At 40.8% G+C, this 22,551-nt stretch carries 20 protein-coding genes and 1 riboswitch; of the genes, 3 read left to right on the top strand and 17 right to left on the bottom strand.

Annotated features, from left to right (window positions below):
• Nucleotides 1-70: 70 nt before the first annotated feature.
• Entirely contained in the window at nucleotides 71-1,525 is a 1,455-nt protein-coding gene (locus tag ACQKN3_RS12120) for an amino acid permease (RefSeq protein WP_427711755.1), read from the bottom strand.
• Between the two features lie 92 nt (nucleotides 1,526-1,617).
• Nucleotides 1,618-1,798: riboswitch (Lysine riboswitch) on the bottom strand.
• A gap of 142 nt (nucleotides 1,799-1,940) precedes the next feature.
• Here ACQKN3_RS12120 and ACQKN3_RS12115 point away from each other — a divergent pair.
• Together ACQKN3_RS12115 and ACQKN3_RS12110 are read left to right on the top strand one after the other, a co-directional pair.
• A complete protein-coding gene (locus tag ACQKN3_RS12115) occupies nucleotides 1,941-3,140 on the top strand; it encodes a CynX/NimT family MFS transporter (protein ID WP_427711753.1) in 1,200 nt (399 codons plus the stop codon).
• A gap of 61 nt (nucleotides 3,141-3,201) precedes the next feature.
• The gene (locus ACQKN3_RS12110; RefSeq protein ID WP_427711751.1) at nucleotides 3,202-3,756 is read left to right on the top strand and encodes a restriction endonuclease; all 555 of its coding nucleotides are present in this window, start codon (nucleotides 3,202-3,204) and stop codon (nucleotides 3,754-3,756) included.
• A 92-nt stretch (nucleotides 3,757-3,848) separates the two neighbouring features.
• On the opposite strand, the gene ACQKN3_RS12105 is transcribed toward ACQKN3_RS12110, so the two are convergent.
• The 14 genes from ACQKN3_RS12105 to ACQKN3_RS12040 all read right to left on the bottom strand — a co-directional run bounded on the left by ACQKN3_RS12105 (nucleotide 3,849) and on the right by ACQKN3_RS12040 (nucleotide 18,648).
• Nucleotides 3,849-4,940 (bottom strand): nitric oxide synthase oxygenase, encoded by a 1,092-nt coding sequence (locus ACQKN3_RS12105; protein WP_427711749.1) that lies wholly within the window; start codon nucleotides 4,938-4,940, stop codon nucleotides 3,849-3,851.
• Nucleotides 4,941-5,060: 120 nt separating this feature from the next.
• Nucleotides 5,061-6,038: a quinone oxidoreductase family protein gene (locus ACQKN3_RS12100; RefSeq protein ID WP_427711747.1), complete on the bottom strand. Its 978-nt coding sequence runs from the start codon at nucleotides 6,036-6,038 to the stop codon at nucleotides 5,061-5,063.
• Between the two features lie 89 nt (nucleotides 6,039-6,127).
• Entirely contained in the window at nucleotides 6,128-7,654 is a 1,527-nt protein-coding gene (locus ACQKN3_RS12095) for a tripartite tricarboxylate transporter permease (RefSeq protein ID WP_427711745.1), read from the bottom strand.
• 19 nt (nucleotides 7,655-7,673) lie between these two features.
• Entirely contained in the window at nucleotides 7,674-8,138 is a 465-nt protein-coding gene (locus tag ACQKN3_RS12090; protein ID WP_350478225.1) for a tripartite tricarboxylate transporter TctB family protein, read from the bottom strand.
• 58 nt (nucleotides 8,139-8,196) lie between these two features.
• Complete coding sequence (locus ACQKN3_RS12085) at nucleotides 8,197-9,216, bottom strand: tripartite tricarboxylate transporter substrate binding protein (protein ID WP_427711743.1); 1,020 nt, start codon at nucleotides 9,214-9,216, stop codon at nucleotides 8,197-8,199.
• A gap of 175 nt (nucleotides 9,217-9,391) precedes the next feature.
• Nucleotides 9,392-10,081 (bottom strand): response regulator, encoded by a 690-nt coding sequence (locus ACQKN3_RS12080; protein ID WP_427711741.1) that lies wholly within the window; start codon nucleotides 10,079-10,081, stop codon nucleotides 9,392-9,394.
• A 5-nt stretch (nucleotides 10,082-10,086) separates the two neighbouring features.
• A complete protein-coding gene (locus tag ACQKN3_RS12075) occupies nucleotides 10,087-11,670 on the bottom strand; it encodes an ATP-binding protein (RefSeq protein WP_427711739.1) in 1,584 nt (527 codons plus the stop codon).
• Nucleotides 11,671-12,106: 436 nt separating this feature from the next.
• A complete protein-coding gene (locus ACQKN3_RS12070; protein WP_427711737.1) occupies nucleotides 12,107-12,379 on the bottom strand; it encodes a hypothetical protein in 273 nt (90 codons plus the stop codon).
• A gap of 332 nt (nucleotides 12,380-12,711) precedes the next feature.
• Nucleotides 12,712-13,038 carry a spore coat protein gene (locus ACQKN3_RS12065; protein ID WP_427711735.1) on the bottom strand — a complete coding sequence of 109 codons (327 nt, stop codon included), beginning with the start codon at nucleotides 13,036-13,038 and terminating at the stop codon, nucleotides 12,712-12,714.
• A gap of 13 nt (nucleotides 13,039-13,051) precedes the next feature.
• Nucleotides 13,052-13,258: a spore coat protein gene (locus ACQKN3_RS12060; protein ID WP_427711733.1), complete on the bottom strand. Its 207-nt coding sequence runs from the start codon at nucleotides 13,256-13,258 to the stop codon at nucleotides 13,052-13,054.
• A gap of 128 nt (nucleotides 13,259-13,386) precedes the next feature.
• Nucleotides 13,387-14,355 carry an agmatinase family protein gene (locus ACQKN3_RS12055; protein ID WP_427711731.1) on the bottom strand — a complete coding sequence of 323 codons (969 nt, stop codon included), beginning with the start codon at nucleotides 14,353-14,355 and terminating at the stop codon, nucleotides 13,387-13,389.
• Nucleotides 14,352-15,581 (bottom strand): imidazolonepropionase, encoded by a 1,230-nt coding sequence (gene hutI, locus ACQKN3_RS12050; protein ID WP_427712018.1) that lies wholly within the window; start codon nucleotides 15,579-15,581, stop codon nucleotides 14,352-14,354. Before hutI ends, ACQKN3_RS12055 begins: the two co-directional genes overlap by 4 nt.
• Before the next feature lie 45 nt (nucleotides 15,582-15,626).
• Nucleotides 15,627-17,288, bottom strand: coding sequence for a urocanate hydratase (hutU, locus tag ACQKN3_RS12045; protein ID WP_427711729.1), 1,662 nt, complete (start codon nucleotides 17,286-17,288; stop codon nucleotides 15,627-15,629).
• Nucleotides 17,289-17,313: 25 nt separating this feature from the next.
• Nucleotides 17,314-18,648: a YjiH family protein gene (locus ACQKN3_RS12040; RefSeq protein WP_427711727.1), complete on the bottom strand. Its 1,335-nt coding sequence runs from the start codon at nucleotides 18,646-18,648 to the stop codon at nucleotides 17,314-17,316.
• A 156-nt stretch (nucleotides 18,649-18,804) separates the two neighbouring features.
• On the opposite strand from ACQKN3_RS12040, the gene ACQKN3_RS12035 reads away from it, so the two are divergent.
• The gene (locus ACQKN3_RS12035; RefSeq protein ID WP_427711725.1) at nucleotides 18,805-20,274 is read left to right on the top strand and encodes a helix-turn-helix domain-containing protein; all 1,470 of its coding nucleotides are present in this window, start codon (nucleotides 18,805-18,807) and stop codon (nucleotides 20,272-20,274) included.
• A 51-nt stretch (nucleotides 20,275-20,325) separates the two neighbouring features.
• Here the strand turns inward: ACQKN3_RS12035 and ACQKN3_RS12030 are convergent, their stop codons facing one another.
• Together ACQKN3_RS12030 and ACQKN3_RS12025 are read right to left on the bottom strand one after the other, a co-directional pair.
• Complete coding sequence (locus tag ACQKN3_RS12030; protein ID WP_427711723.1) at nucleotides 20,326-21,171, bottom strand: aspartate/glutamate racemase family protein; 846 nt, start codon at nucleotides 21,169-21,171, stop codon at nucleotides 20,326-20,328.
• On the bottom strand, nucleotides 21,168-22,547 hold the full coding sequence (locus tag ACQKN3_RS12025; protein ID WP_427711721.1) for an FAD-dependent oxidoreductase: 1,380 nt from the start codon (nucleotides 22,545-22,547) through the stop codon (nucleotides 21,168-21,170). Before ACQKN3_RS12025 ends, ACQKN3_RS12030 begins: the two co-directional genes overlap by 4 nt.
• Nucleotides 22,548-22,551 lie beyond the last annotated feature (4 nt).

Genomic DNA, 22,551 nt, shown 5'->3' with positions numbered 1-22,551 from the left:
TTGAGAATAAATAATCCTTAATATAAAAAAACGCAATGAAAGCGTACAAGCTCACATTGCGTTTCAGAAATTATTTATTTGTTAAATCGCAGTCCTTTAAAGGAACGATTTTCGTTTTGTGTTTAAATTTGTAGCCAAACCATAAAGCGGCAAACAGTGGTAAGCCGATATATGAAACGACAACACCATACCAGTCAATTGTTCCACCCATGAAAGCCATATAGTTTTGACCTAACACGACAATCATACATAGGGCAAAGGCGAATAGCGGACCGAATGGGAAGAATCTGGATACATACGGTAAATCGCTCAATGAATTACCTTGTGCGACATAGGCACGACGGAATCGGTAATGAGAGATTGCTATGCCTAGCCAAGCGATGAAGCCGGACATACCGGAAGCATTTAATAACCAAATGTATACTACACCGTCTCCGAAAAACGATGCAAGGAATGCTAATGAACCGACTGCCAATGTTGCTAACAGTGCATACATCGGAATACCGCGCGATGTTACTTTCATGAATAGTTTCGGTGCTTTTCCGTCCACCGCTAACTGATAAAGCATACGACTTGCTGCATACAACCCTGAGTTCCCTGCAGATAACATCGCCGTTAAAATGATTGCGTTCATAACAGATGCCGCAAATGCCACACCTAAGTTTTCAAATACTAATGTAAATGGACTTGTCGCAATATCTTCTGATAAGAGGCGTGAATCCGTATACGGAATAAGCAACCCGATTGCACCGATTGCGAAAATGTAAAACAGTAAAATACGCCAGAATACTGAACGTACAGCTTTTGGAATATTTTTGGCCGGGTCATCTGTTTCCCCTGCCGTTACCCCAAGCATTTCCGTACCTTGGAATGAGAAACCGGCAGCAAGGAAAATACCGAACAATGCCAGGAAACCGCCATTAAATGGGGCGTCGTCTTTAACGAAGTTTGTAAAGCCGACCGGATCGTTCCCGCCTAAAATACCGAAAATCATTAAGAAGCTGACAATGATGAAGACAATTACTGTCGCAACCTTAATCATCGCAAACCAGTATTCCGCTTCACCGAAAGCTTTTACAGAAGCTAAGTTAAATGATAAAACAACTACGATAAATAATATTGTCCATATAATTGAAGAACTGTCCGGGAACCAGTATTTCATAATTAACGAAACAGCTGCAATTTCTGCTGCAATTGTAATTGCCCAGTTGTACCAATAGTTCCAGCCAAGCGCAAAGCCTAATGCCGGATCGACAAATTTTGTTGCATACGTACTAAACGAACCGGATGTTGGCATATAGGCAGCCATTTCTCCTAATGATGTCATTAGGAAATACACCATAACGCCGATCAGTGCATATGCGAGCAATGCCCCGCCAGGACCTGCCTGTGCAATCGCACCACCCGATGCTAAGAATAAACCTGTTCCGATTGTTCCGCCAAGCGAAATCATCGTTACATGGCGACTTTTCAAACTCTTTTTCAACCCGTTATTACCGAGCTGATCTATTTTAATCTCACTCATGAATATAAAACTCCCTTTTTGTTTTGCTTGTGAAATGTAAAAGAAAAACCACCACAAGTTTTTGTGATGGTTATATTTACACCTCATCAAACTTGAAAGATAGCTCAACACAGGCTCACACATGTGACAGTTCTGTTCCTTATCGAAAACAGCCCCAGCATCATTTTCAAGAAGAAAAATAACACTTCGGCAACCATTCCTTTCATAAAGCTTCACCGATTCTTCCTAATCTCAGCTATACTAGTCTTAATGATTGCGACCTCTACCTCATACATCTACATGAGGTAATGTTTTATTTAATTGATTAAAAGTCTAACATAACATTTTTTTGATAGCAATGGCTTCATCTTTATTCTGTTTTTTAAGAGTATTCACACTACTTAAATATATATTACTAGTCAAAAGGAGAATTAATATGGACACCGAACAATTAAATCAAAATAGCAAAAAAATACTATCCAACCGAACACTCATCTATTTTATGGTTGCCGTATTTTTATTTGCGACAACATTACGTACACCGATTACATTAATCGGTCCAATTATTTCATTTATTCGTGACGACCTTGGGATTTCGAACTTTCTTGCAGGCTTCTTAACGACTATCCCTTTAATTGCCTTTGCGGTCGTTTCACCATTTGCACCGCGTATTGCCCGTAGGTTTGGGATGGAATGGACATTATTTTATTCCGTCATCTTGCTATGTGTAGGGATTTTACTTCGTTCCCTTGGGCTAACGTCTTTACTCGTTTTAGGAACAATATTAATCGGCGTCGCAATTGCATTTGGTAATGTCCTTATCCCTAGTTTTTTCAAATGGAAATTCCCATTACATATTGGCTTATTAACAGGGATTTATTCCGTATCGATGAACATTTCTTCCGGACTTGCTGCGGGCTTCAGTTATCCTATTGCTGCAAGCGCAGGCTGGCAAATTGCAGCAGGTATTACGATTATTTTAGGTATTCTTACATTGCTGATTTGGCTGCCGATTTTGCGCCAGGAAAAAGTGGAATTACATATGCCCTCTTCGCAAACAAAGAAAACGCATATGTGGAAATCACCGCTTGCCTGGGCAGTCGCTGGAGCAATGGGCTTTCAATCGTTTATATTTTACTGTTCGTCTGCGTGGATACCGGAGATTTTCATTAGCCAAGGCCTGGATGCTGCGGCTGCCGGGTGGATGGTATCCGTAATGCAGTTTGCGCAAATTCCGATGACATTTATTATTCCGATTATTGCCGGTAAAATCGCTTCACAACGTCCAATCGTCGTTTTCTTTACGATATGTTACTTAGTCGGTTTTACTGGTGTGTTGATGGAATGGACTAGCCTTGCCGTCGTATGGATGATTTTACTAGGCTTTGCAGGCGGGGCTTCGTTTGGTTTAGTGCTGATGCTGTTTTCATTGCGTACGAAGACAGCCTATGATGCAGCTGAACTTTCCGGCTTTGCACAGTCAATCGGTTATTTCGTTGCCGCAATCGGACCGGTTCTGTTTGGTTATGTTCATGATTTAACTGACAGCTGGTCAATTCCGATTGTACTGTTTATTTTAATTTCTGTTCTGTTATTTTTCGCTTCCTTTATGAGCGCAAACAACCGTACGATATAACCAAACGTATGTACCCTTTTATGATATAATAGCGTTAGTAAATAAAAGGAGTACAGGACTATTGCGTAAAAAGAGAAGACGAAATAAAAAACGCCTGCCGGTCATCCCGCTATTTTTCATCGCATCAGCTGGTGCAGCTGGCTTTTATGTAACGCGAACAGCTGAAGGCATCGGTATTGGAATTGTCGCTTATTTCGTACTATATATCGCGTTTAAAATTTGGCTAAGATCGCTGAAGACGAGGAAGTTACGAAAGTCCGGCATTCGCGAAGTCGATAAAATGACCGGTGAAGATTTTGAGAGATTTTTAGGCGAGTTATTTAAACGCCGCGGATTTAAAGTGAGCTTTACCGCAACGAGCGGTGACTACGGTGCCGACCTTATTTTAAAGGACGGAAAAGATATTATTGCGGTCCAGGCAAAACGCTATTCCGGTACGGTCGGTGTAAAAGCGGTTCAGGAAATTATCGGTGCAGTGAAGATGTATGAGGCAACTGAAGCATGGGTTGTTACAAACAGTCATTTTACACGCCAGGCCGAAAAACTTGCCGACATCAATGACGTTTATTTAATCGATCGAGATGAATTGATTCAAATTATGTTAAATAAAAGGTAAAAATAGGTGTGCAGGGGCTATGGCTTCCTGCACACCTATTTTTAGTTGGACTATTGCTGATAAAGTGAAACTTCAATCAGTGGATGGGTTCTTCATCCCCACTGATTGTTAGTTGACCAATCGGGCTTACTACCCGTTAATGCGGGATAAAAATAGTTTGGTTTTTTAATCGTGTTGGCAATCGGTTCATGATACAGGTCGGTCGTTGCAGGAGATAATGGCGGGACAAGCCATACCCAGTTCCCTGTTACTTCCCGGCCGCTTGCATGTTCCTGCTTTTGAAACAGCTGAAACTGCTGGGCAGCGGTATGATGATCAACAATACTTACACCCGCTTTTTTATACGAATGAAGCACTGCAACATTCAGCTCAACGAGTGCACGGTCCTTCCAAAGCGACGCATTCATTGCAGTATCCAATCCCATTGCTTCCGCCACTTTCGGCAGGAAATTATAGCGGTACGTATCCGCCAAATTGCGCGCCCCGATTTCCGTCCCCATATACCACCCGTTAAACGGCGCTGCCTGAAAATCAACGCCCGCAATATTAAAACGCATACTCGAAATAATCGGTACTGCATACCATTTCATATTTAACTTTGAAAAATCATAATCCGGATGGGTAATCGCCACTTCCAGCACATGCTTTTCAGGAATTTCAAAAAACATTGGCTCCCGGTTATCTACTTGAATGACAAGCGGTAAAACATCATAGTTTGAACGTGTACCTTGCCAACCAAGATTTTCACATATTTTCGTAAACTCAATCGAGTCCGAATCTCCAACAATCCCATCATCTGTCTCATAGCCTGCATAGCGAATGAGCTGGTGGTTCAACACCCGTACACGTTTCGGGTCAAACAGTGTAATGGCCGGTCTGATTTTTCCGTTGTTTGTCGCAAAATCGATATGGTGTAGAAGCGCTTCATAAATTTCGACCTCATTTAATAAATGACACTGATCAAACACATTTAAGCTATTCCAAAACAGGCGTCCGATACATTTATTGCTGTTGCGCCATGCAACCCGTGCACCGTGCGTAAGCTCATCTGTCGTTAAGGTGAAATCAGGAAGATGCGCCTCTTTCATCCGTTCTTTCAGCCACTCTTCTGACTGCTTTGTTTCTTTTTTATATAAAGTTAGGAATTCTATTCGTTCATGCAATACTGTAGTCGTTGTTGCCATTGTTTCATCCCCTTCTAACCCCATTTTGGCGCCTTCGATAGGGAATCTCAACAATACAACAACCGGTTAAAACATGTATTTTTCATATATGACTAAAATTGTTCATAATGTTTGTATCTTTTAATTTTCATCTTTTATAAGGCAAATTAAAATCTTACCTTGATGCTTTCTACTTTCGATTAGGCGATGCGCCTCCTGAACTTCCTCTAAATCATAGACTCGCGCAATTGGAACGCTTAATTGTCCACCTTCGAACAATGGAATAATCCGCTCAACAACAGGAGCGAGGCGAGCAGGAGCTTCCTTACGAGTTGTACCTAAGCTGAAACCTTTTATGTTTCGGCAGCTGTTGTGCACATCGCTTGTTGATATTACACCAGCTTTTCCACTACTGTTTCCAAACTGCACTAATGTGCCAAAATTAGCTAAGCATTCAAGACTTGCCTTTGTAACATCACCAGCGACCGAATCAAAAATCACTTGTGCGCCTTTACCATTAGTATGTTGTTTAACGCCCTCTACAAAGCTGTCGTAAGTAAACACATCATCAGCACCTATACTCAGAACATAATCTTTCTTACTTAAATCACCGACAGTTCCAATGATTTTTGACACACCATATTGTTTTGCCAACTTCACAAGCATTGTCCCCACCCCACCAGCAGCGCTATGTACGACAATTGTATCTTCCTTTTGTACATCTCCAATTTGTTTAAGTAATATCTCAGATAATATTGTCACGGTTGGAAGTGCTGAGGCTTGTAATGGATCGATTGTTTCGGGAATTTTAAAGGTTAATGATTCCTTCGCGGCTACTACTTGCTGATAAGAGCCCCCATTAGGGAATGCGAAAACATAATCTCCCTTCTGAAATGCAGAACTTTTACTTTCGATGACGTGCCCTACAATATCTAAGCCTAATGTAATCGGAAATGTACTCTGACCTTTACTCCCCATGCGCGTTTTAATATCTGCATAATTCACGCTCGTATATAGCCCCTGTATTAATACTTCTCCCTGTTGAATGGCAGGTATTTCTACATCCTCCAAAATTAAAACATCTGCCGTTCCTGCTTTGTATTGACGCACACTTTTCATTTCACGCACTCCCCTTTATTTATTTCAAATAAAATAGCCGCCCGGATTCGGACGGCAACTCTTCGTTAAACAACACTTGGTAGCTTAACTCATCCTTCTTCATTAATAATTACATTTTTTCCACGTAATTTCATAAGAATCGGAATCAGTATCCATAAAACTGCAATAATTAAAAAGACTAATGATAGTGGTTTTGCTACGAAAATACTGTATTCTCCATTGGAAATTGTTAATGCGCGACGCATGTTGTTCTCAATCATCGGACCTAACACAAGCGCTAAAACTAATGGAGCCACAGGGAAATCATTTTTCGCAAAGAAATAACCTGCAATCCCGCATCCTAATAACAGGAATAAATCAAACGTCGTATATTGAACTGCATATACACCAAAAAATGAAATGGCAATAATGATAGGCAGTAAAAATCTTTTCGGTGTTTGTATGATTTTAGCAAAAACCCGAACTAGCGGCATGTTTAATACAAGCAGCATTAAATTTCCTAGGAACATACTCGCGATCAAGCCCCATGCTACATCCGGATGTTCCTCAAATAGTAATGGGCCTGGCTGAATATTGTACATAATGAACGCACCCATTAAAATAGCTGTCGTTCCTGATCCCGGGATTCCTAATGTCAAAAGAGGAATCATCGCTCCTCCCGACGCCGCATTATTTGCAGATTCCGGAGAAGCAACCCCGGCAATATTTCCTTTACCAAATGATTCTGGATTTTTACTAATCTTCTTTTCTGTAATATACGCAAAGAAGGAAGCAAGTGTCGCTCCAGCACCTGGCAGTACCCCTAAAAAGAAACCAAGGAATGACCCGCGGGCTATTGGTGCCGCACTGTCCTTTAAATCCTTTTTGGTGGGTAAAATACGGTTGATCTTCGCGATTGGCTCATCGTTGCCATCTTTTTCGAAGATCGTTTTAAATACCTCACCTAATGCAAATAAACCTACAGCAACTGTTAAGAATTCAATTCCGCTAAATAAAACTGGCTGGTCATATGTAAATCGGGCAATTCCTGAAACCGCATCTATTCCAATTGTTCCTAATAATAGACCAAGAACCGTCATAATTAATGCCTTCGTAATCGATTTACCCGCTAAACCACTTACCGCCGCCAACCCTAAGAGCATTAGTGAGAAATATTCAGCTGGACCAAAATTTATTGCTACTTTAGATAATGGTCGGGCTAATAGAACCAACCCGATTAACGCGATAATACCTGCGATAAACGAACCGATTGCCGCAATGGATAAGGCGGCTCCAGCTCTTCCCTGCCGTGCCATTTGATACCCGTCCAGCGTCGTAACAACTGAAGAAGATTCGCCTGGTGTATTTAATAAAATAGATGTTGTAGATCCACCATACATTGCACCATAGTAAACTCCCGCCAGCAAGATGATTGAACTAGTTGCAGCCATTTCTAATGGTAAACCAGATGTTAATGTAGCAGTAACAGGAATTAATAATGCGACTCCGCTCATAGGACCAATTCCCGGTAATACGCCTACTGCCGTTCCAATAATTACACCTAATAATGCGAATAAAATATTATGCCACTGAAAAGCAATAGCAAACCCGTCTAATAAGTACTGGACCGTTGACATATCAGCTCCTCCTTTCTATTTAGAGTGGGAATTTAGGCAATGATCCGCCTAATACGTTGACGAAGCCGAAGTAAATGATTGCTGAAAACGCGGCTGCCACTATAATCGAGCTAACCCATTTTCCTCGTTCAAGTGTCTGGAATGAGATTAATAAAAATGCAAAGGTCGTAATTAAATAACCTAGTTTTTCAAGTAAAAATGCATAAGCAACGGCTGAAATGAAAATAATTAGAAATCGCTTATAATTAGAAGAATTCTCTCCTTCTTTATCCTCAGCAATTTTATACATCGCCTGGTGACGAATCGTTTCAATAAACAACAAAATACTTAATAAAATTAAAGCGATTCCTAATCCAAACGGAAATGTACTCGGGCCAATTTGAGAGCCGTACGCACTTGTAGAAATTTTTTGGGACTCGACGATAATAAGTATTCCTAGCATTAAAAATACAACACTAGCAACACGGTCAAATTTTAAATTCATCGTTGTACACCTCCTACAAAGCAGTTGTGGGCAATTACATGCCCACATCAAGGTTAAATTATTTTTGCATACCTAAAGCTGTTAAAATTTCAGTAATCGTACCTTCTTGTTCTTCAAGGAATTTCGTGAAATCATCACCTACACGGAAGTCTTGTGCCCAGCCGTTACGCTCTAGTTCTGCTTTCCATTCCTCCTTATCATTTAACTCTGTTAACTTTTCAACCCAATAATCTTTAGCTGTTTCCGACATATCTTTCGGTCCGAAAATACCGCGCCAAATAGTAAACTCTGCCTCAATCCCTAAGTCATATAATGTCGGGATCTCTTCCAAACCTTCAAGCGCTAATTTTTCTGGTGATGTAACTGCCAATACCCGAACGTCTCCACTCTTTACATAAGGTGTTACTGTTGAAATATCTGTTCCGATCGCATCGGCGTTGTTCCCTAATAATGCCGCCATCGCTTCCCCGCCACCATCATAAGAAACATATTTTACTGCTTTAGGATCAATGCCGTACTCGTATGCAGGTAAAATTGTAACTAAATGATCCATTGAACCAGGAGCTGAACCGCCAGCCATTGTAAGCGCTGTTGGATCTGCTTTAACAGCATCCAATAATTCAGTCAACGATTCGTAAGGTGAGTCAGCACGGACAACAATTGCACCAAAATCCTTCGTTAGCTGTGCTAAAGGTGTCGTATCTTTATAACCATAAGGACTATTACCTTCTGCCTTTAAGTTATTAATTAAAATCGGTGGTGATTTTACCATTAACATATAATCGTTTTTTGCTTCTTTCGTTGCGTACGTTGCCATGAATACGGCACCGCCACCACCTGGTTTGTTTTCTACTGTTATCGGTTTTTCGATTAATTTAGTTTCGTTCATAACTTTTGCAATTGAACGAGATGTTAAATCCCATCCCCCGCCAGCCCCGGATGGTGCCACGATTGTTAAGTTACTTGTTGGATAATCTTTGTCGCCTGATGATGTCCCCTCACTATCATTACAAGCTGCTAATGTAAGTGTTAACGCCGCTGCTGAAAATAAAGTTAATAGCTTTTTTTTCATAGTCATAAAATAGTCCCCCTTCTGTTTCACGCGTTATGTAAGCGTTATCTTTATTAAAAAGGATATTGTGTCTTTTTTATATATAACGAAACTATTGTCTTTTATTTTCATAGTGTCTATATTGTTCATATTGTTCACGACATAAAAAAGAGCATGTCTTTTATGACATACTCTTGTTCTTTTATTTCTTTATAAAGTATCTGCGCTCTGGTCTGCCTACGTAACCATAAATGTGCTCTACAAAAATTACTTTTTCATCCATTAGATGCTCCAAATAACGCCTTGCTGTTGTTCTGCTTATCCCTATTTCATTGCCAAGCTTTTCAGCAGTAATTCCTTCGTCACAATTTTGAATATAGGTCACCACTTTTTCTTTTGTAACAGAATCAATGCCTTTAGGGTTGTTTCCCTTTTCCAGCTCACCCGCATATGTAAGGTTATTCCACAGCTTTTTTATATCTTCGGCCTGCAACCGGTCGGTGGAGTTTAAAATTGTCTTTTTCTCTTTATATTTGAGAAGGCATTCAGTGAAACGCTGTAGTGTTAAAGGCTTTAATAAAAAGTCTATCACACCACTCGCATATGCTTTCTTTACAATTTCAACCTCCGCTGCTGCCGTGATTAAAATAATATCGGTATCCAAATTTTTTTGCCTAATATAATCGATTAGTTCTGTCCCCAAGTTATCAGCAAAGTAAATATCCAGCAAAATCAGATCCGGCTTTATCGTATCCAGCCAAATTTTTGCTTCTTCAATTGTATGGGACATTCCTATTGTTTTAAAACCGTCAATTTGCTCAAGGAACTTTTCATGTATTTGAGCAATACGGATATCGTCTTCAACGATTAATACTTCAATTGTATTCCCCATACGACTCACCCCTCTTTTGGAATTGAAAAAATGAATAGTGCCCCACCCAATTCTCCACTCTCGATTGCAATCGAACCATTTAATTTTCTCAAGTTTTCATCGACGATATACAGGCCATAACCTCGATGTTCTTCGCCTTTTGTAGAATGCTTTTTTTCGAATATACTGTGGATTACTTGTTCATCGATACCATTCCCTGAATCTTCAATTTCACAAATGACCTCTTTTTCGTCTTCGTAAATATAAATGCGTACGATTCGTTCTTCTTCATCTAAATGCTCTACCGCTTCAAAGGCATTTGTAACTAAATTTCCTAGGACTGAAATGAGTAAATGCTTTTCAAGATGTTGGCCTAGTTTCCCACAAAAACTATCTTCGTCTAGTAATAATGTAATTTTTAACTCTTTTGCTCTATTATAGAATCCTATGATTAAACCACAAATAAACGTATCTTGTATTTTTTCGTTTAAAAATGAAATTAATGCGTGATTTCCAAGTCTCTCAGAATGAATTAAGTAGAGGGCTTCATCATATTCTTTCAGTTGAATCAACCCTGAAATCGTATATAAAAAGTTATTGTATTCATGTGTCTGTGCCCGTAACGACTCGATATATTGTTTTACTTGTGACAGCTCATTGGCAACTAAATCAATTTCTTCAAACGGTCTAAAACTGGACACAGCACCGGTTACTTCTCCATTATTAACAATCGGAACACGGTTTACTAATGTTTTAACACCATTAATGGTCATCATTCGGTCTAATTGTTCATGACCGGATTCCATTACTTTAATTAAATGTGTATTCGGAATTACTTTACTAATATTTTCGCCTATTTCAGAATCCCCGCTCCTTAAAATCGCCTTCGCAGAATGATTAATCAATGTAATGGTACCTTCTCGATCAACCATAATAATTCCTTCTCGAATCGATTCCAATATCGCATTTCGCTCAGACAATATTTTAACGATTTCCTGAGGTTCGTAATCCAATAATTGTGCTTTTGTTTTATTGGAAAAATAAGTGGAAAGAATAATAGATAAAACAATCGTAATGAAAAATATTATGATTAAATACTTGGAATAAATGATATTTGCTGAAAAGATATCGGCAAATAAAAAGCCAACTGAAACGACACCAATGATTTCCCCATTTTCATCTTTTACAGGTGCCTTGCCGCGTAATGCTTTACCTAATGTACCTTCCGCATTTGATATGTAAGCTTCTCCATTGATAAGTGCTTTAGCATTATCGTCACCAACCATTTTTTGACCGATTCGTTCTTTTACTGGGTGGGCATACCGGATTTCCTTTTCATCACCAATGACCACATATTCGGCATTAACACTTTGCTGAATTTGCAGTGCAATTTTTTGAATTTCCGCTGATGTTCGGGGTTGCTTCAGTCCCTCTATAATAGCTGGGTGTTCTGCTGCGACCTGCGCTGCACCAATTGCACGCTCACCTATTTCTTTTTCTACAACTTCCCCAATAATAAAATAGGTGGAAACTAAACTTACTACTAAAATCATTGCGGCCAGAATGGTATTATACTTAAAAAAACGAAAATTCAATGAGCTTCTTTCCATATGCTTTTACCCCTATTTTGGCAGTTATTACTTTAGATGATTATAGCATAAGAATATTCCCTTAATTCTAACAATTGCGAAAATCCCCTGTAATACTTACCAGTGGCTACATTGTCCTTTATTAGAAATAGTCTATTTATAGAATAAGCTTAATTTGCGACCTATCTCTTCCATTTATCACTCGCCTTGAAATTATAAACAGGAGTCAGGTGCTTTTGGATTGTCACCATTTCTCCGATTTGCTCCATAATTTCCTGCATCGGCTTATAGGCGATTGGTGCTTCGTCGAGAGTTTCTTCACCCTTTCAGCATGGTAGTCGGCATAATCCGCACTTTTGTACCTTCCATAAACGACTGATTGACGAGTTCATCAATTTGCTGAATCGCCACTTCCTGTGGTGTGTTCGTATAGATTTTAGCGTATGTATATTTTCCGCTAATTTCGATTAATGCTGTTCACGCCTTGCTTTTTTATACTGAGTACAACGAATATAAGAAGTGCCACCCCAATGTAGCTGCCAAGCAGAAATATCGGGGAACCTTGGTTAACAAATCCGAATGCCGTTTTAGATTGCAGCACAACCGTATCCGGTGCGAATTGTGGTTTATAGAAGAATGTTTGAACTAAACCGATTAACAGCTGCATTGCGAAATATAGAATATGTAAGAGCAGTGCCCCTATGAATGCGAACAGGATTTTACGTTTCATGCCAAACCTCCCTTTGCGAAAGTAATTGGTACTATTTACGAGTGGGGGCGAGGAGAAGTTTCATAAATTTTTCCTGTACGGCAGTTGGCTTTTTATTAGAAGAAATAGGAGTATATTAGAAAACTCATAGAATATATTTGAAACTTTCTGCTCTATATTTGAAGATTGGGGATCGATATTAGAAAATCCACGTGCTTTATTAGAAAACGACCGGTTTATTAGAAGCTTGAGTGCGGATATTAGAAAATATCTGGAACTTATTAGAAAACCAAATCTCCTTATAAAAAAAGGGCCGTTCGAAAGCGGTTAAACTTTTCAAACAGCCCATTTACTTATTTTTTCGCCACATTCAATGCGATTTCTGCTTTTTCAATATCATGCTCCATCTGCTCTTGTAAATCATAGGCATGATACATTTCATTCTTAATCATATACTGTGCAATTTTGTCGTGTGTATCAATCGCGTTATCCAGTTCGCGGCGTAAAATTCTTTTGACAGCCGGTGTTGCTGTTTCGGTAATAGCTACCGCCAAGTTTCGAACTGCTGCTTTCGATGTGATAAGCAGGTCAGTAGCAATCGCCATATCGTCAATCATTGATACATCCAAATCCAGGTCCAGTTGCTGTTCAGTTGTTTCTTCTGATTTTTTCGTTGCCATTGTCTCTGCCTCCTTAGTTGCTTGCATCTTTCAGTAATTTTTTCAGATCTTTAATCGCTTGTACGGAAAGCTCCAGATCCTCATCAAGGATCTCCTTAAGCTTCTTGTCTTGAACAAGAGGTGAGAACAACTTCCCTTTTGTAACACATGTCGTTTTAAAAATTAATACTTCATGGACTTCCAATTGTTCATGTAACGCTAGTTCCTTTTTAGCAGCCATTTGACAACCTCCTGTAGTTATTAATCTCTTTCCTCCTTTACCCCCAGATTTAATTCTTAATCCGCTTTTGTTATGTTTTACTCCATAAAAAAAAACCGAATTCCTTAAAAAGAAATTCGGTCAGCTTTTCATTTCAAATGAACAAATCTCGATACCATCATCGTTAAAAATGCGTACACTCCGGCTTTTACCGTCTGTAATTCACGTGTATCACGATGCGGGTCGACACAGACGAAATCCATGCCTTTTACAATTTCGTATTTCCCTACTTCATACAGCAAATCGAACAGCTCATCTGTCCGCATGCCACCTGGTGTAGAAGCAGGAACTCCCGGTGCGTATGCAATATCAAGTACGTCCATATCTACTGTCACATAAACAAGATCTACTTTCTTGGAAAGCTCCTTCATGACATTCGCAATTACGGCCTCCGCGCCACGGCTACGGAAATCCTTTAATGTAATGCGGTTTACACCATAATGATTCGCAGTACGTATTAGACTCGGGGCATTGTAAAAACCGTGCAGCCCGATGTTATACACATCTTCACCCTTCACTACACCAGCATCAAGCAGCTGGCGGATTGGTGTACCGTTTGTCGGGCCATCCGATTCCGTTGTCCGTAAATCCAGATGGGTATCGAACTGTAAAATACCGATTCGTTGCCCAGAAGAATTGGCAAATGCTCTCACAACCGGCGCAGTAATCGAATGATCCCCGCCAATTTGTACATAGAAGCTTTCAGGACAATCTTTCAATACATCCGTCATCGCCTGTTCGATATTGTCATGACATTGCAAAATATTCGTTCCGTGCATTTTCACATCGCCGACATCAGCAACCCGAAATTCCCGCACATCTACATCTTCATCAATTGAATACGTAGTAAACAGATTCCAGCTTTTTCGGAAAAAATCCGGATATTCCGAAGCTGCTGAAGCACTAATTGACGAACGTGACAGTGGTACTCCTGTAATGACCACATCAAAGGAATCTGAAAGCTCCCCATAACTTGGCACAATCCAGTCTTTTACCTTCAAATCTTCAGATTCCACCCGATTCCAAGAAGTTGCCGGACCTACTAGGAACTTGCTCACAGTAAGCTGCCACCTTTCACAACGACGTTTCCTGCTTTAATTACAGTATCTGTATGATTCATCCCGTAAAAATATTGAAGCTGCTTATAATTCGGAACGTCTAGAATCAGTACATCTGCCTGTTTTCCTTTTTCGAGCGTACCGACTTGATCTGCACGTTTTATCGCATGGGCAGCATTGATCGTTGTTGCACAAAGTACTTCTTCCATCGTCATTCCCATGTTCATGCACGCCAAGTTTTGAATGAACGGCAAGCTGATCGTTGGCGACGAACCCGGATTAAAGTCCGTTGAAATGGCTACAGGTACGCCACTATCGACCATTAGGCGACCTCTTGCATATGGTGCACGTAAAAAGAAGGCAGTTCCCGGCAAGAGCACAGCAATCGTACCGGCCTTCGCCATTGCAGCAATCCCTTCATCTGAAGCAACGAGTAAATGCTCTGCGGAAATAGCCCCGACTTCTGCAGCGAGTTCGGCTCCTTCATATGGCTCGATTTCATCTGCATGAATTTTCGGTGTCAGCCCGTATGCTTTCCCCGCTTCCAAAATCAAACGGGATTGCGCTGGTGTGAACACTCCTTTTTCACAAAAGACATCATTGAACTCCGCAAGCCCCAGCTCCGCCACTTTAGGTATCATCTGCTCTATAATAATTTTTACGAATTCATCTTCATTGCCCTTAAATTCTTTCGGAACAGCATGTGCACCCATAAAAGTCGAGACAATATCAACAACATGCTCTTCCTGCAGTTTCTTCACAACATAAAGCTGTTTGATTTCGTTTTCAAGATCAAGGCCATAGCCTGATTTTGCTTCAACCGTCGTAACGCCGTGACGCAAAAACTCGTTTAAGTGCTGAACGGTTTTGCTGTATAAATCATCAAAACTCGCTTCACGTGTTTTTGTCGTCGTATAGTGAATCCCGCCACCAGCATTCATAATATCCATGTAGGACCTTCCGGCAAGGCGCATATTCAGCTCATGTTCACGCGTTCCCCCATGCACTAAATGTGTATGGCAGTCCACAAGGCCCGGCATGACAATCTTCCCTCGTGCATCAATAACCTCGGCATCGCTTACTAGATGCGGATATTCCTGTTTTATTTCATCAAGAGGCGCAATCATTGCAATGCGGTCTCCTTCAATTAATACGCTTACCTCTTTTTTCAGGCCGAGCTCGCTCATCTGCTCACGACGGCGAGGTAATTTCACATCACTTTCCATTGTTAATACTTCATTTGCATTATTTATTAAAATAGCCAAAGTTCATCATCCTTTTAGCATCGGCATATTGATACCTTTTTCTTTTGCTGTGCGAACTGCAATGTCATAGCCTGCATCTGCATGGCGTACAACCCCCATACCCGGGTCTGAAATAAGCACGCGATTGATCTTTTCTGCTGCGAGCTTTGTGCCGTCAGCTACTAGTACTTGACCGGCATGTTGGGAATAACCCATTCCTACACCGCCACCATGATGAATGCTCACCCAGCTTGCCCCACCTGCAGTATTGACGAGCGCATTCAATAACGGCCAGTCTGATACAGCATCCGATCCGTCCTTCATCCCCTCTGTTTCACGGTTTGGTGAAGCGACTGATCCGGAGTCCAAATGGTCACGGCCAAATACAATCGGCGCTTTCAGTTCACCATTTGCAACCATCTCGTTTACGCGCAGTGCAAAGCGGTGGCGGTCACCATACCCCAGCCAGCAAATACGGGCAGGTAAGCCTTGCCATTTCACCATTTTCTGTGCCATATCAATCCAGTTTACTAATGCTGTGTCTTCAGCAAACATTTCTTTTGCCAAAGCGTCCGTTTTGTAAATATCCTCAGGGTCGCCTGACAGTGCTGCCCAGCGGAATGGTCCTTTTCCTTCACAGAACAACGGACGGATATAGGCAGGTACAAAACCAGGGAAATCAAAAGCATTTTCCACACCCATTTCCTTTGCATAGGCACGGATATTGTTTCCGTAGTCAAATGTTTCCGCACCTGCCTGCTGGAATTCAAGCATTGTTCGTACATGCTCTGCCATCGTTTCCTTCGCACGGCGTTCGTATGTTTTCACATCCGTTTTGCGCAGTTGAAGTGCTTCTTCCAACGTCATCCCGTTTGGAATATAGCCGTTAACCGGGTCGTGGGCAGATGTCTGGTCTGTAACAAAATCCGGAATCATGCCACGATTCAACAGCTCACGGTTAATGTCCGCACAGTTTCCTACTAAACCAATTGACGCAGGTTCTTTAGCGGCTGTTAACTTATTTACAAGCTCTATCGCCTCATCTACTGTTTCGACAAGGTAATCACAGTAGCCTTCATTTATTTTGCGTTCGATTCGTGCACGGTCCACTTCAACAACTAAAATGACCGCTCCCGCCATTTTTCCGGCTAATGGCTGGGCACCACTCATGCCGCCCATACCACCAGTTAGTATCCACTTACCACGAAGGTCGGCTGTTCCAAACTTCTTTTTCCCTGCTTCCACAAAACTTAAATATGTTCCTTGGAGAATTCCCTGTGCCCCAATATAGATCCATGAGCCCGCCGTCATTTGCCCGTACATCATTAAATTGCGTTCTTCCAGTTCATAGAAATGGTCCCAGTTCGCCCAGCCAGGCACTAGATTCGAGTTGGCGATCAGTACGCGAGGTGCATTTTCATGTGTTCTAAATACTGCAACCGGTTTTCCGGATTGCACAATCATCGTTTCGTCATTTTCCAGTTCTTTTAATGTCGCAATGAGTTTTTCGTAACTTTCCCAATCACGTGCCGCTTTTCCGATACCGCCATATACAACCAGTTCATCCGGATTTTCCGCTACTTCCGGATCCAGATTATTCATCAGCATGCGCATTGCCGCTTCCTGTGTCCACCCTTTACATGAAAGCTCAGAACCACGTGGTGCACGGATGTTTGTTTTATATACCATAAAAAATCTCTCCTTTAATTTGAAGTTAGAACAAGATAAACGCTATTGGTGTAACGAAAATGAGTGTTAAAACAACTCGCTCAAACCAGATAATGATCATTTGGCGAATTGATAACGGGATGTCTGTCGATAAAATAACCGGAATGACAGCTGAGAAGAATAAAATAGCTGAAATCGAAACGACGGCTACGATAAACTTCGTTACAAGAACTGCCTCTGTTACAATCATTGCCGGTAAAAACATTTCTGCAATCGATAATGACAATGCTTTAGCTGTCAGCATCGGATCAGGAATTTGCAGTAAATAAGTAAATGGGGCAAAAATGTATGCCAACCAGTCAAACAGCGGTGTATAAATTGCCAATACCATTCCTAATAGTCCAATAGATAAAATGGAAGGTATGACCCCCATCGCCATAATAAATCCGTCTTTTAAATGAATATATAAATTTCTAGGCAAAGACGGGTTTGATTTTGTGGCTTCTACCGCTTCTGTCCAAGCAATGTTTAAACGGTCCTTTTTTACAATCTTTTCAGGCTGTGGAGTTGAACCTTCATAATAATCATCCTTAATTTTGTTTAATGGATAAATTCGGGCTGTAATTGCTGTAACGACGAATGTCACAACTAATGTCACCCAGAAAAATAAGTTCCAGTATTCCATTAAATCCAGTGTTTTCGCAACGACTACCATAAAAGTAGCTGACACTGTAGAGAAGCCTGTCGCAATAATGGCTGATTCTCTCGCTGTATATTTTCCTTCTTTATAAACACGGTTCGTCAATATTAAGCCGACCGAATAGCTGCCAACAAATGAAGCTACCGCATCGACTGCTGAACGGCCCGGTGTTTTGAAAATAGGCTTCATTACCGGCTGCATGAGCACCCCTATAAATTCAAGTAAGCCATAGCAAACAAGCAATGCTAAGAAAACTGATCCAATCGGAATGACGAGTCCTACTGGCTTAATAAGTTTTTCTAATAAAAATGGACCGATATCCGGATTAAACAACCATGCAGGACCAAATCCAAAAATAAGCATTACCCCTGCAACAAGTCCCCCCAATTTAAAAATTGATAACACTATGTTTACTTTTGAGGTTTTCCACTTTTTCGTGACAAATGGATAAAATGCTCCAAGTACTAAAAGAATCAACACATACCCGTTTACTAACGTTGGTGCGAATGTCGTGAATGCACTTACGATATGGTCGATTAAAATCGATGTTTTTCCATTCCATTCAAATGTGATAAAAAAACTAATAATCCCGATTAAACTGCAAAACACCATTTTAATGAAAATGCTCACTTCAAACTGTCCAACTTTCGGCAGTTCGTGTTCCTCCTGGTACTTTGTCATCCCACCACTCCTTTGTATTCTTATTTTAGTTTTCTTTCAATTCCGAATAAATAGAATAAAAACATCAATTATAGTAATATTTGAATAAAGTAAAATTAATTTGAATGAATTGTAGAATTTATATATGAAATAGTAATTTTCAAAGGTGGTGTTCGATTGAAAATCTTAATTGTTGAGCGGGATTTTGAAGAAATTGCAGGAATTGAGTGGTATTTAAAAAATTATTTTATGCGGGAAATTGAAGTCATTGGCGTAATAGATGGCAGTAAATTAATTGAAGCTTTTGAAGAAACACGACCGGAAGTACTTCTTATTGAAATGGAACTTGTTTCTCCTTCTATAGAGCAGTTTATACAAAAACAGGCGATTCCCGTTATCGGTATTACAGCAGAACCTATTTTTCAGCAGGCAATGAAAGCAATTCGCTTAAAGGCAATCGATCTTTTTATGAAGCCCGTACCATTAGAGCAATTAAAGTCTGCTCTACTTAAAATCCCTTCGACTAAGCCGGCAGCAAATTCAAGCAGTACGATTCCAGTAGAAACGCAACTATATTCGGATTTGTATTTAAATAAACCTGGAAATTTCCCATTAGATGGAAAGTCCTTCTTTTTAATTGAGTGTGCAGATTACGAGCATAATTTTATGCTGTATGAGTGGCTCATTGAACTGCCTATTTTTCAGAATCTTATTGCCCTGCCGCTGCAAAACCGGGTGATTTGTATTGTTGAAATCGATGTTTTTACCAATCTATTCAGGCAGCTTCGAATCATGAGCCAGGAATGGGAGAAATTCAGTGGGGAATCGCTGAATATCGCTGTTTATGATGGTAAGGAGACAACACTGCTGACAATGTATCAAGCATGTAAAAAAACATTGGCGCAGCGCTTTTATAAAGGGTATTCCCATATTTTTAAAAGTTCGCAAACACTTCATGTGACGAGGCTAGATCCGCTATTAACTCCTGAGGAACAGCAGCTCTGGATTACAAGTCTTGAAAATGGTGATTTAAAAGCAATTAAAACTTTTTTATATACGCTGACAAAAGGTTCTACCTATTACCACCAGGATGATGTGCGCATTCATTTGACGAGTATTTTAGCGCAAATCCGCCGATTTATGATGAAATATCATCTGCAGCAGCAAGCGAAAATGGAACAGCAATACCGCGCACTGTTCCATTTTATTTTAGAGCATCCGATTTTATATGCGATTTTACAAGAGTTTATTTTATTTACACAGCGGTTGATCGATGCGAGAAAAAATTTGCAGCTACAGCAAATTGCCGATTATACGGAGTTGGCTGTTGAAATAATTGAACGTGACTATAATAAAGCTGAGCTGACATTACAGCATACGGCGAATAAATTAAATATAAGCACCAATTATTTGAGCAATGTATTTTCAAAGAAACGCGGCATTCCGTTCCGGAAATATTTGCAGCAGTATCGTGTACAGCAAGCCGAAAAGTTATTAATAGAAACGAGTTTGGGCATCGGGACAATCGCGGAAATGGTCGGATTCACGGACGGCAATTACTTCACTAAGGTATTTAGGGAATACTATCAGTTAACCCCTTACCGCTACCGATTGCAGGTGAGGAAAACAGCCGGAAATTCTGTTTAGGAAAATTAAAAATACCTGGGCACATTTTAAAATGGCCTAGGTATTTGTATTTTATACAGACGCCGTAGCGCGAACGGATAGCCCGAAATCCATATCGGCTGCTGTTTGTTTCAAGTTATAATAACCTCTTAACTTTTCCACAATCTCTGTTGGTGGTTTTTCGTTGTAATAACCGACACGTGTCATCGTCATTCCGCTTACCTTCTGCAGATCGACAAGTGATTCACACATTTTAATTCCTGTGCCAAATGAATCGATAATCGGTACATTGCCAACATGGTGAATATGGTGGGTTGCCAGGAAGATATTCATTGGCCCTTCTCCCGGAATAATGATATCGGCACCTTGCGCTATTGCTATTTCAGCAGCTGCAATAAATTTATCGATGATTGGCTGAGGGTTTTTATAGCCCTCCATAATATCGTAAAAACCGATATCCGCCTGTACGATCGGTCCAAGCTTTTGCGCCAGCCCGTATTGCTGAGCATTGAAACGCAGCTGATCGGCTAACGGCGCCAGGAAATTAACGATTCCAATTTTGGATCCAAGCATTGACGCCATATGCATTGAAGCTTGCCCATACCCGATGACCGGGATATCAACAAGTGCACGGGCCTCAATTAAGCCGACGTCCGGAATTGTTCCAATAAACACCGCATCATAACCCGCTTTTTCCGCGATTAATGCATTGCGGATGAACTGCTCCTTATGCAAGCTTTGCAAATAGTTATAAGTAATATAGTGACCGGGGTAATTTTCAGGGTACGTATCATTCGTCATGCCGTGAAGGACGACATCTACATCTGGACGCGCAATTTTTAAAATATGCTGAATGACCGCATCGCGATATTCCGGAATATCTTCAATTGATGTTAAGCTTTGGTGCCAAATTTTCATTTAAGTACCTCCTGCTTGTTTGCTTGTATTGCTGTTCTTGCAGCTATGCGACCAAATATTGCAGCTTTTCCTAACGAGCTTCCCGTCATATAACCTGCTCCGTGGAAACCTCCAACCATTTCGCCTGCAGCAAATAAACCTTTGATTGGCTCTCCGAATGGATCGAGTACATGCGTCTGTTCATCGACTTGAACACCTGCATACGTAGCAAGCATCGCTGTTGCTGTTTCCATTACATAAAACGGAGCTGTTTCGATTGCCGATGGTGTACCGAATTTATGTGTGAGCGATGTGCGGCCAAATGCTGTATCCTGCCCTTTTTTCACATCCGTATTATAAGAAGAAATCGTTTGCTTTAATGCTTCTACTGGTAGATCTACTTTCTCTGCTAACTGATTAATTGTGTCAAAGCTTTCAATTAAACCTTCTCTGTAAAGTAAGTCAAAATCATAAAGTGCATCATTTGCGACACTTTTGTCCATGACCGTCTGATCCCATACTTGATAGCTCCGGCAATTCGGTTGTTGTAATGCTGCATCACCAAGCAGCTTATATGAAATCGATTCATTCACGAAACGCTTTCCTAGTTCATTAACAATGATGCCGCCTTTATAAAACGTATGGGCCTGCCGCTTTTTAGCATTTGTCGATGTTGGATGAAAGCCGTATGTGCCCTTCAAATAAGTAAAGTCTTCCAGCCATGCACCTGCCGAAGCAGCTAGTTTAATCCCGTCACCTTTATTACCGGCACCACCGAGACGTACAGTGTTCGCTAACTGCGGAGCAAACTGTGCCAGCAGCTCTTCACTTTGAGAAAAGCCGCCCGCTGTTAACAGGACACCGTAATCCGTAGTAAGTTCGACCTGCTCACCGTTCTCTTCGTATACAACACCAAAAACTTGCCCACTGTCTTTTAGTAAACGTACAACGGGTGCATTCGTTTTTATCACTACGCCGTTTGCTTCAGCATTTGCACGTAATTGGCCAATCGCCTGGCTAGGAATGATTGTATGTCCGCGCGGGTTGGAATGTCCGCTTACAGCTTGGCATGTCTGGAATTGGACTCCCTGTTCGACAAGCCAGTTGTATGTAGCAAGCTGATGTTTACCGTACGCCTCAATGAGTATACGTTTGTTTTTATAATGACCTACAGCGAGAAAATCCTCCATTAAGCTTTCTGTTGTATCTTCAATTCCGAGCTTCTTCTGAAAATCCGTCTCGGCAAATGCCATAAAACAGCCGCTTAATAAAGAACTGCCGCCAATTTCAGCTTGTTTTTCCAGGACAATGACCTTTGCGCCAGCAGCAGAAGCCTCCACTGCCGCGCAAAGTCCCGCCATACCCGCACCAACGATTATAAGATGGTCACGGCCCATGCGT

Origin of the sequence: Solibacillus sp. NPDC093137, assembly GCF_050280445.1 — a bacterium.
GTDB lineage: Bacteria > Bacillota > Bacilli > Bacillales_A > Planococcaceae > Solibacillus > Solibacillus isronensis_B.
This window is presented reverse-complemented; position numbering and strand designations above follow the sequence as displayed.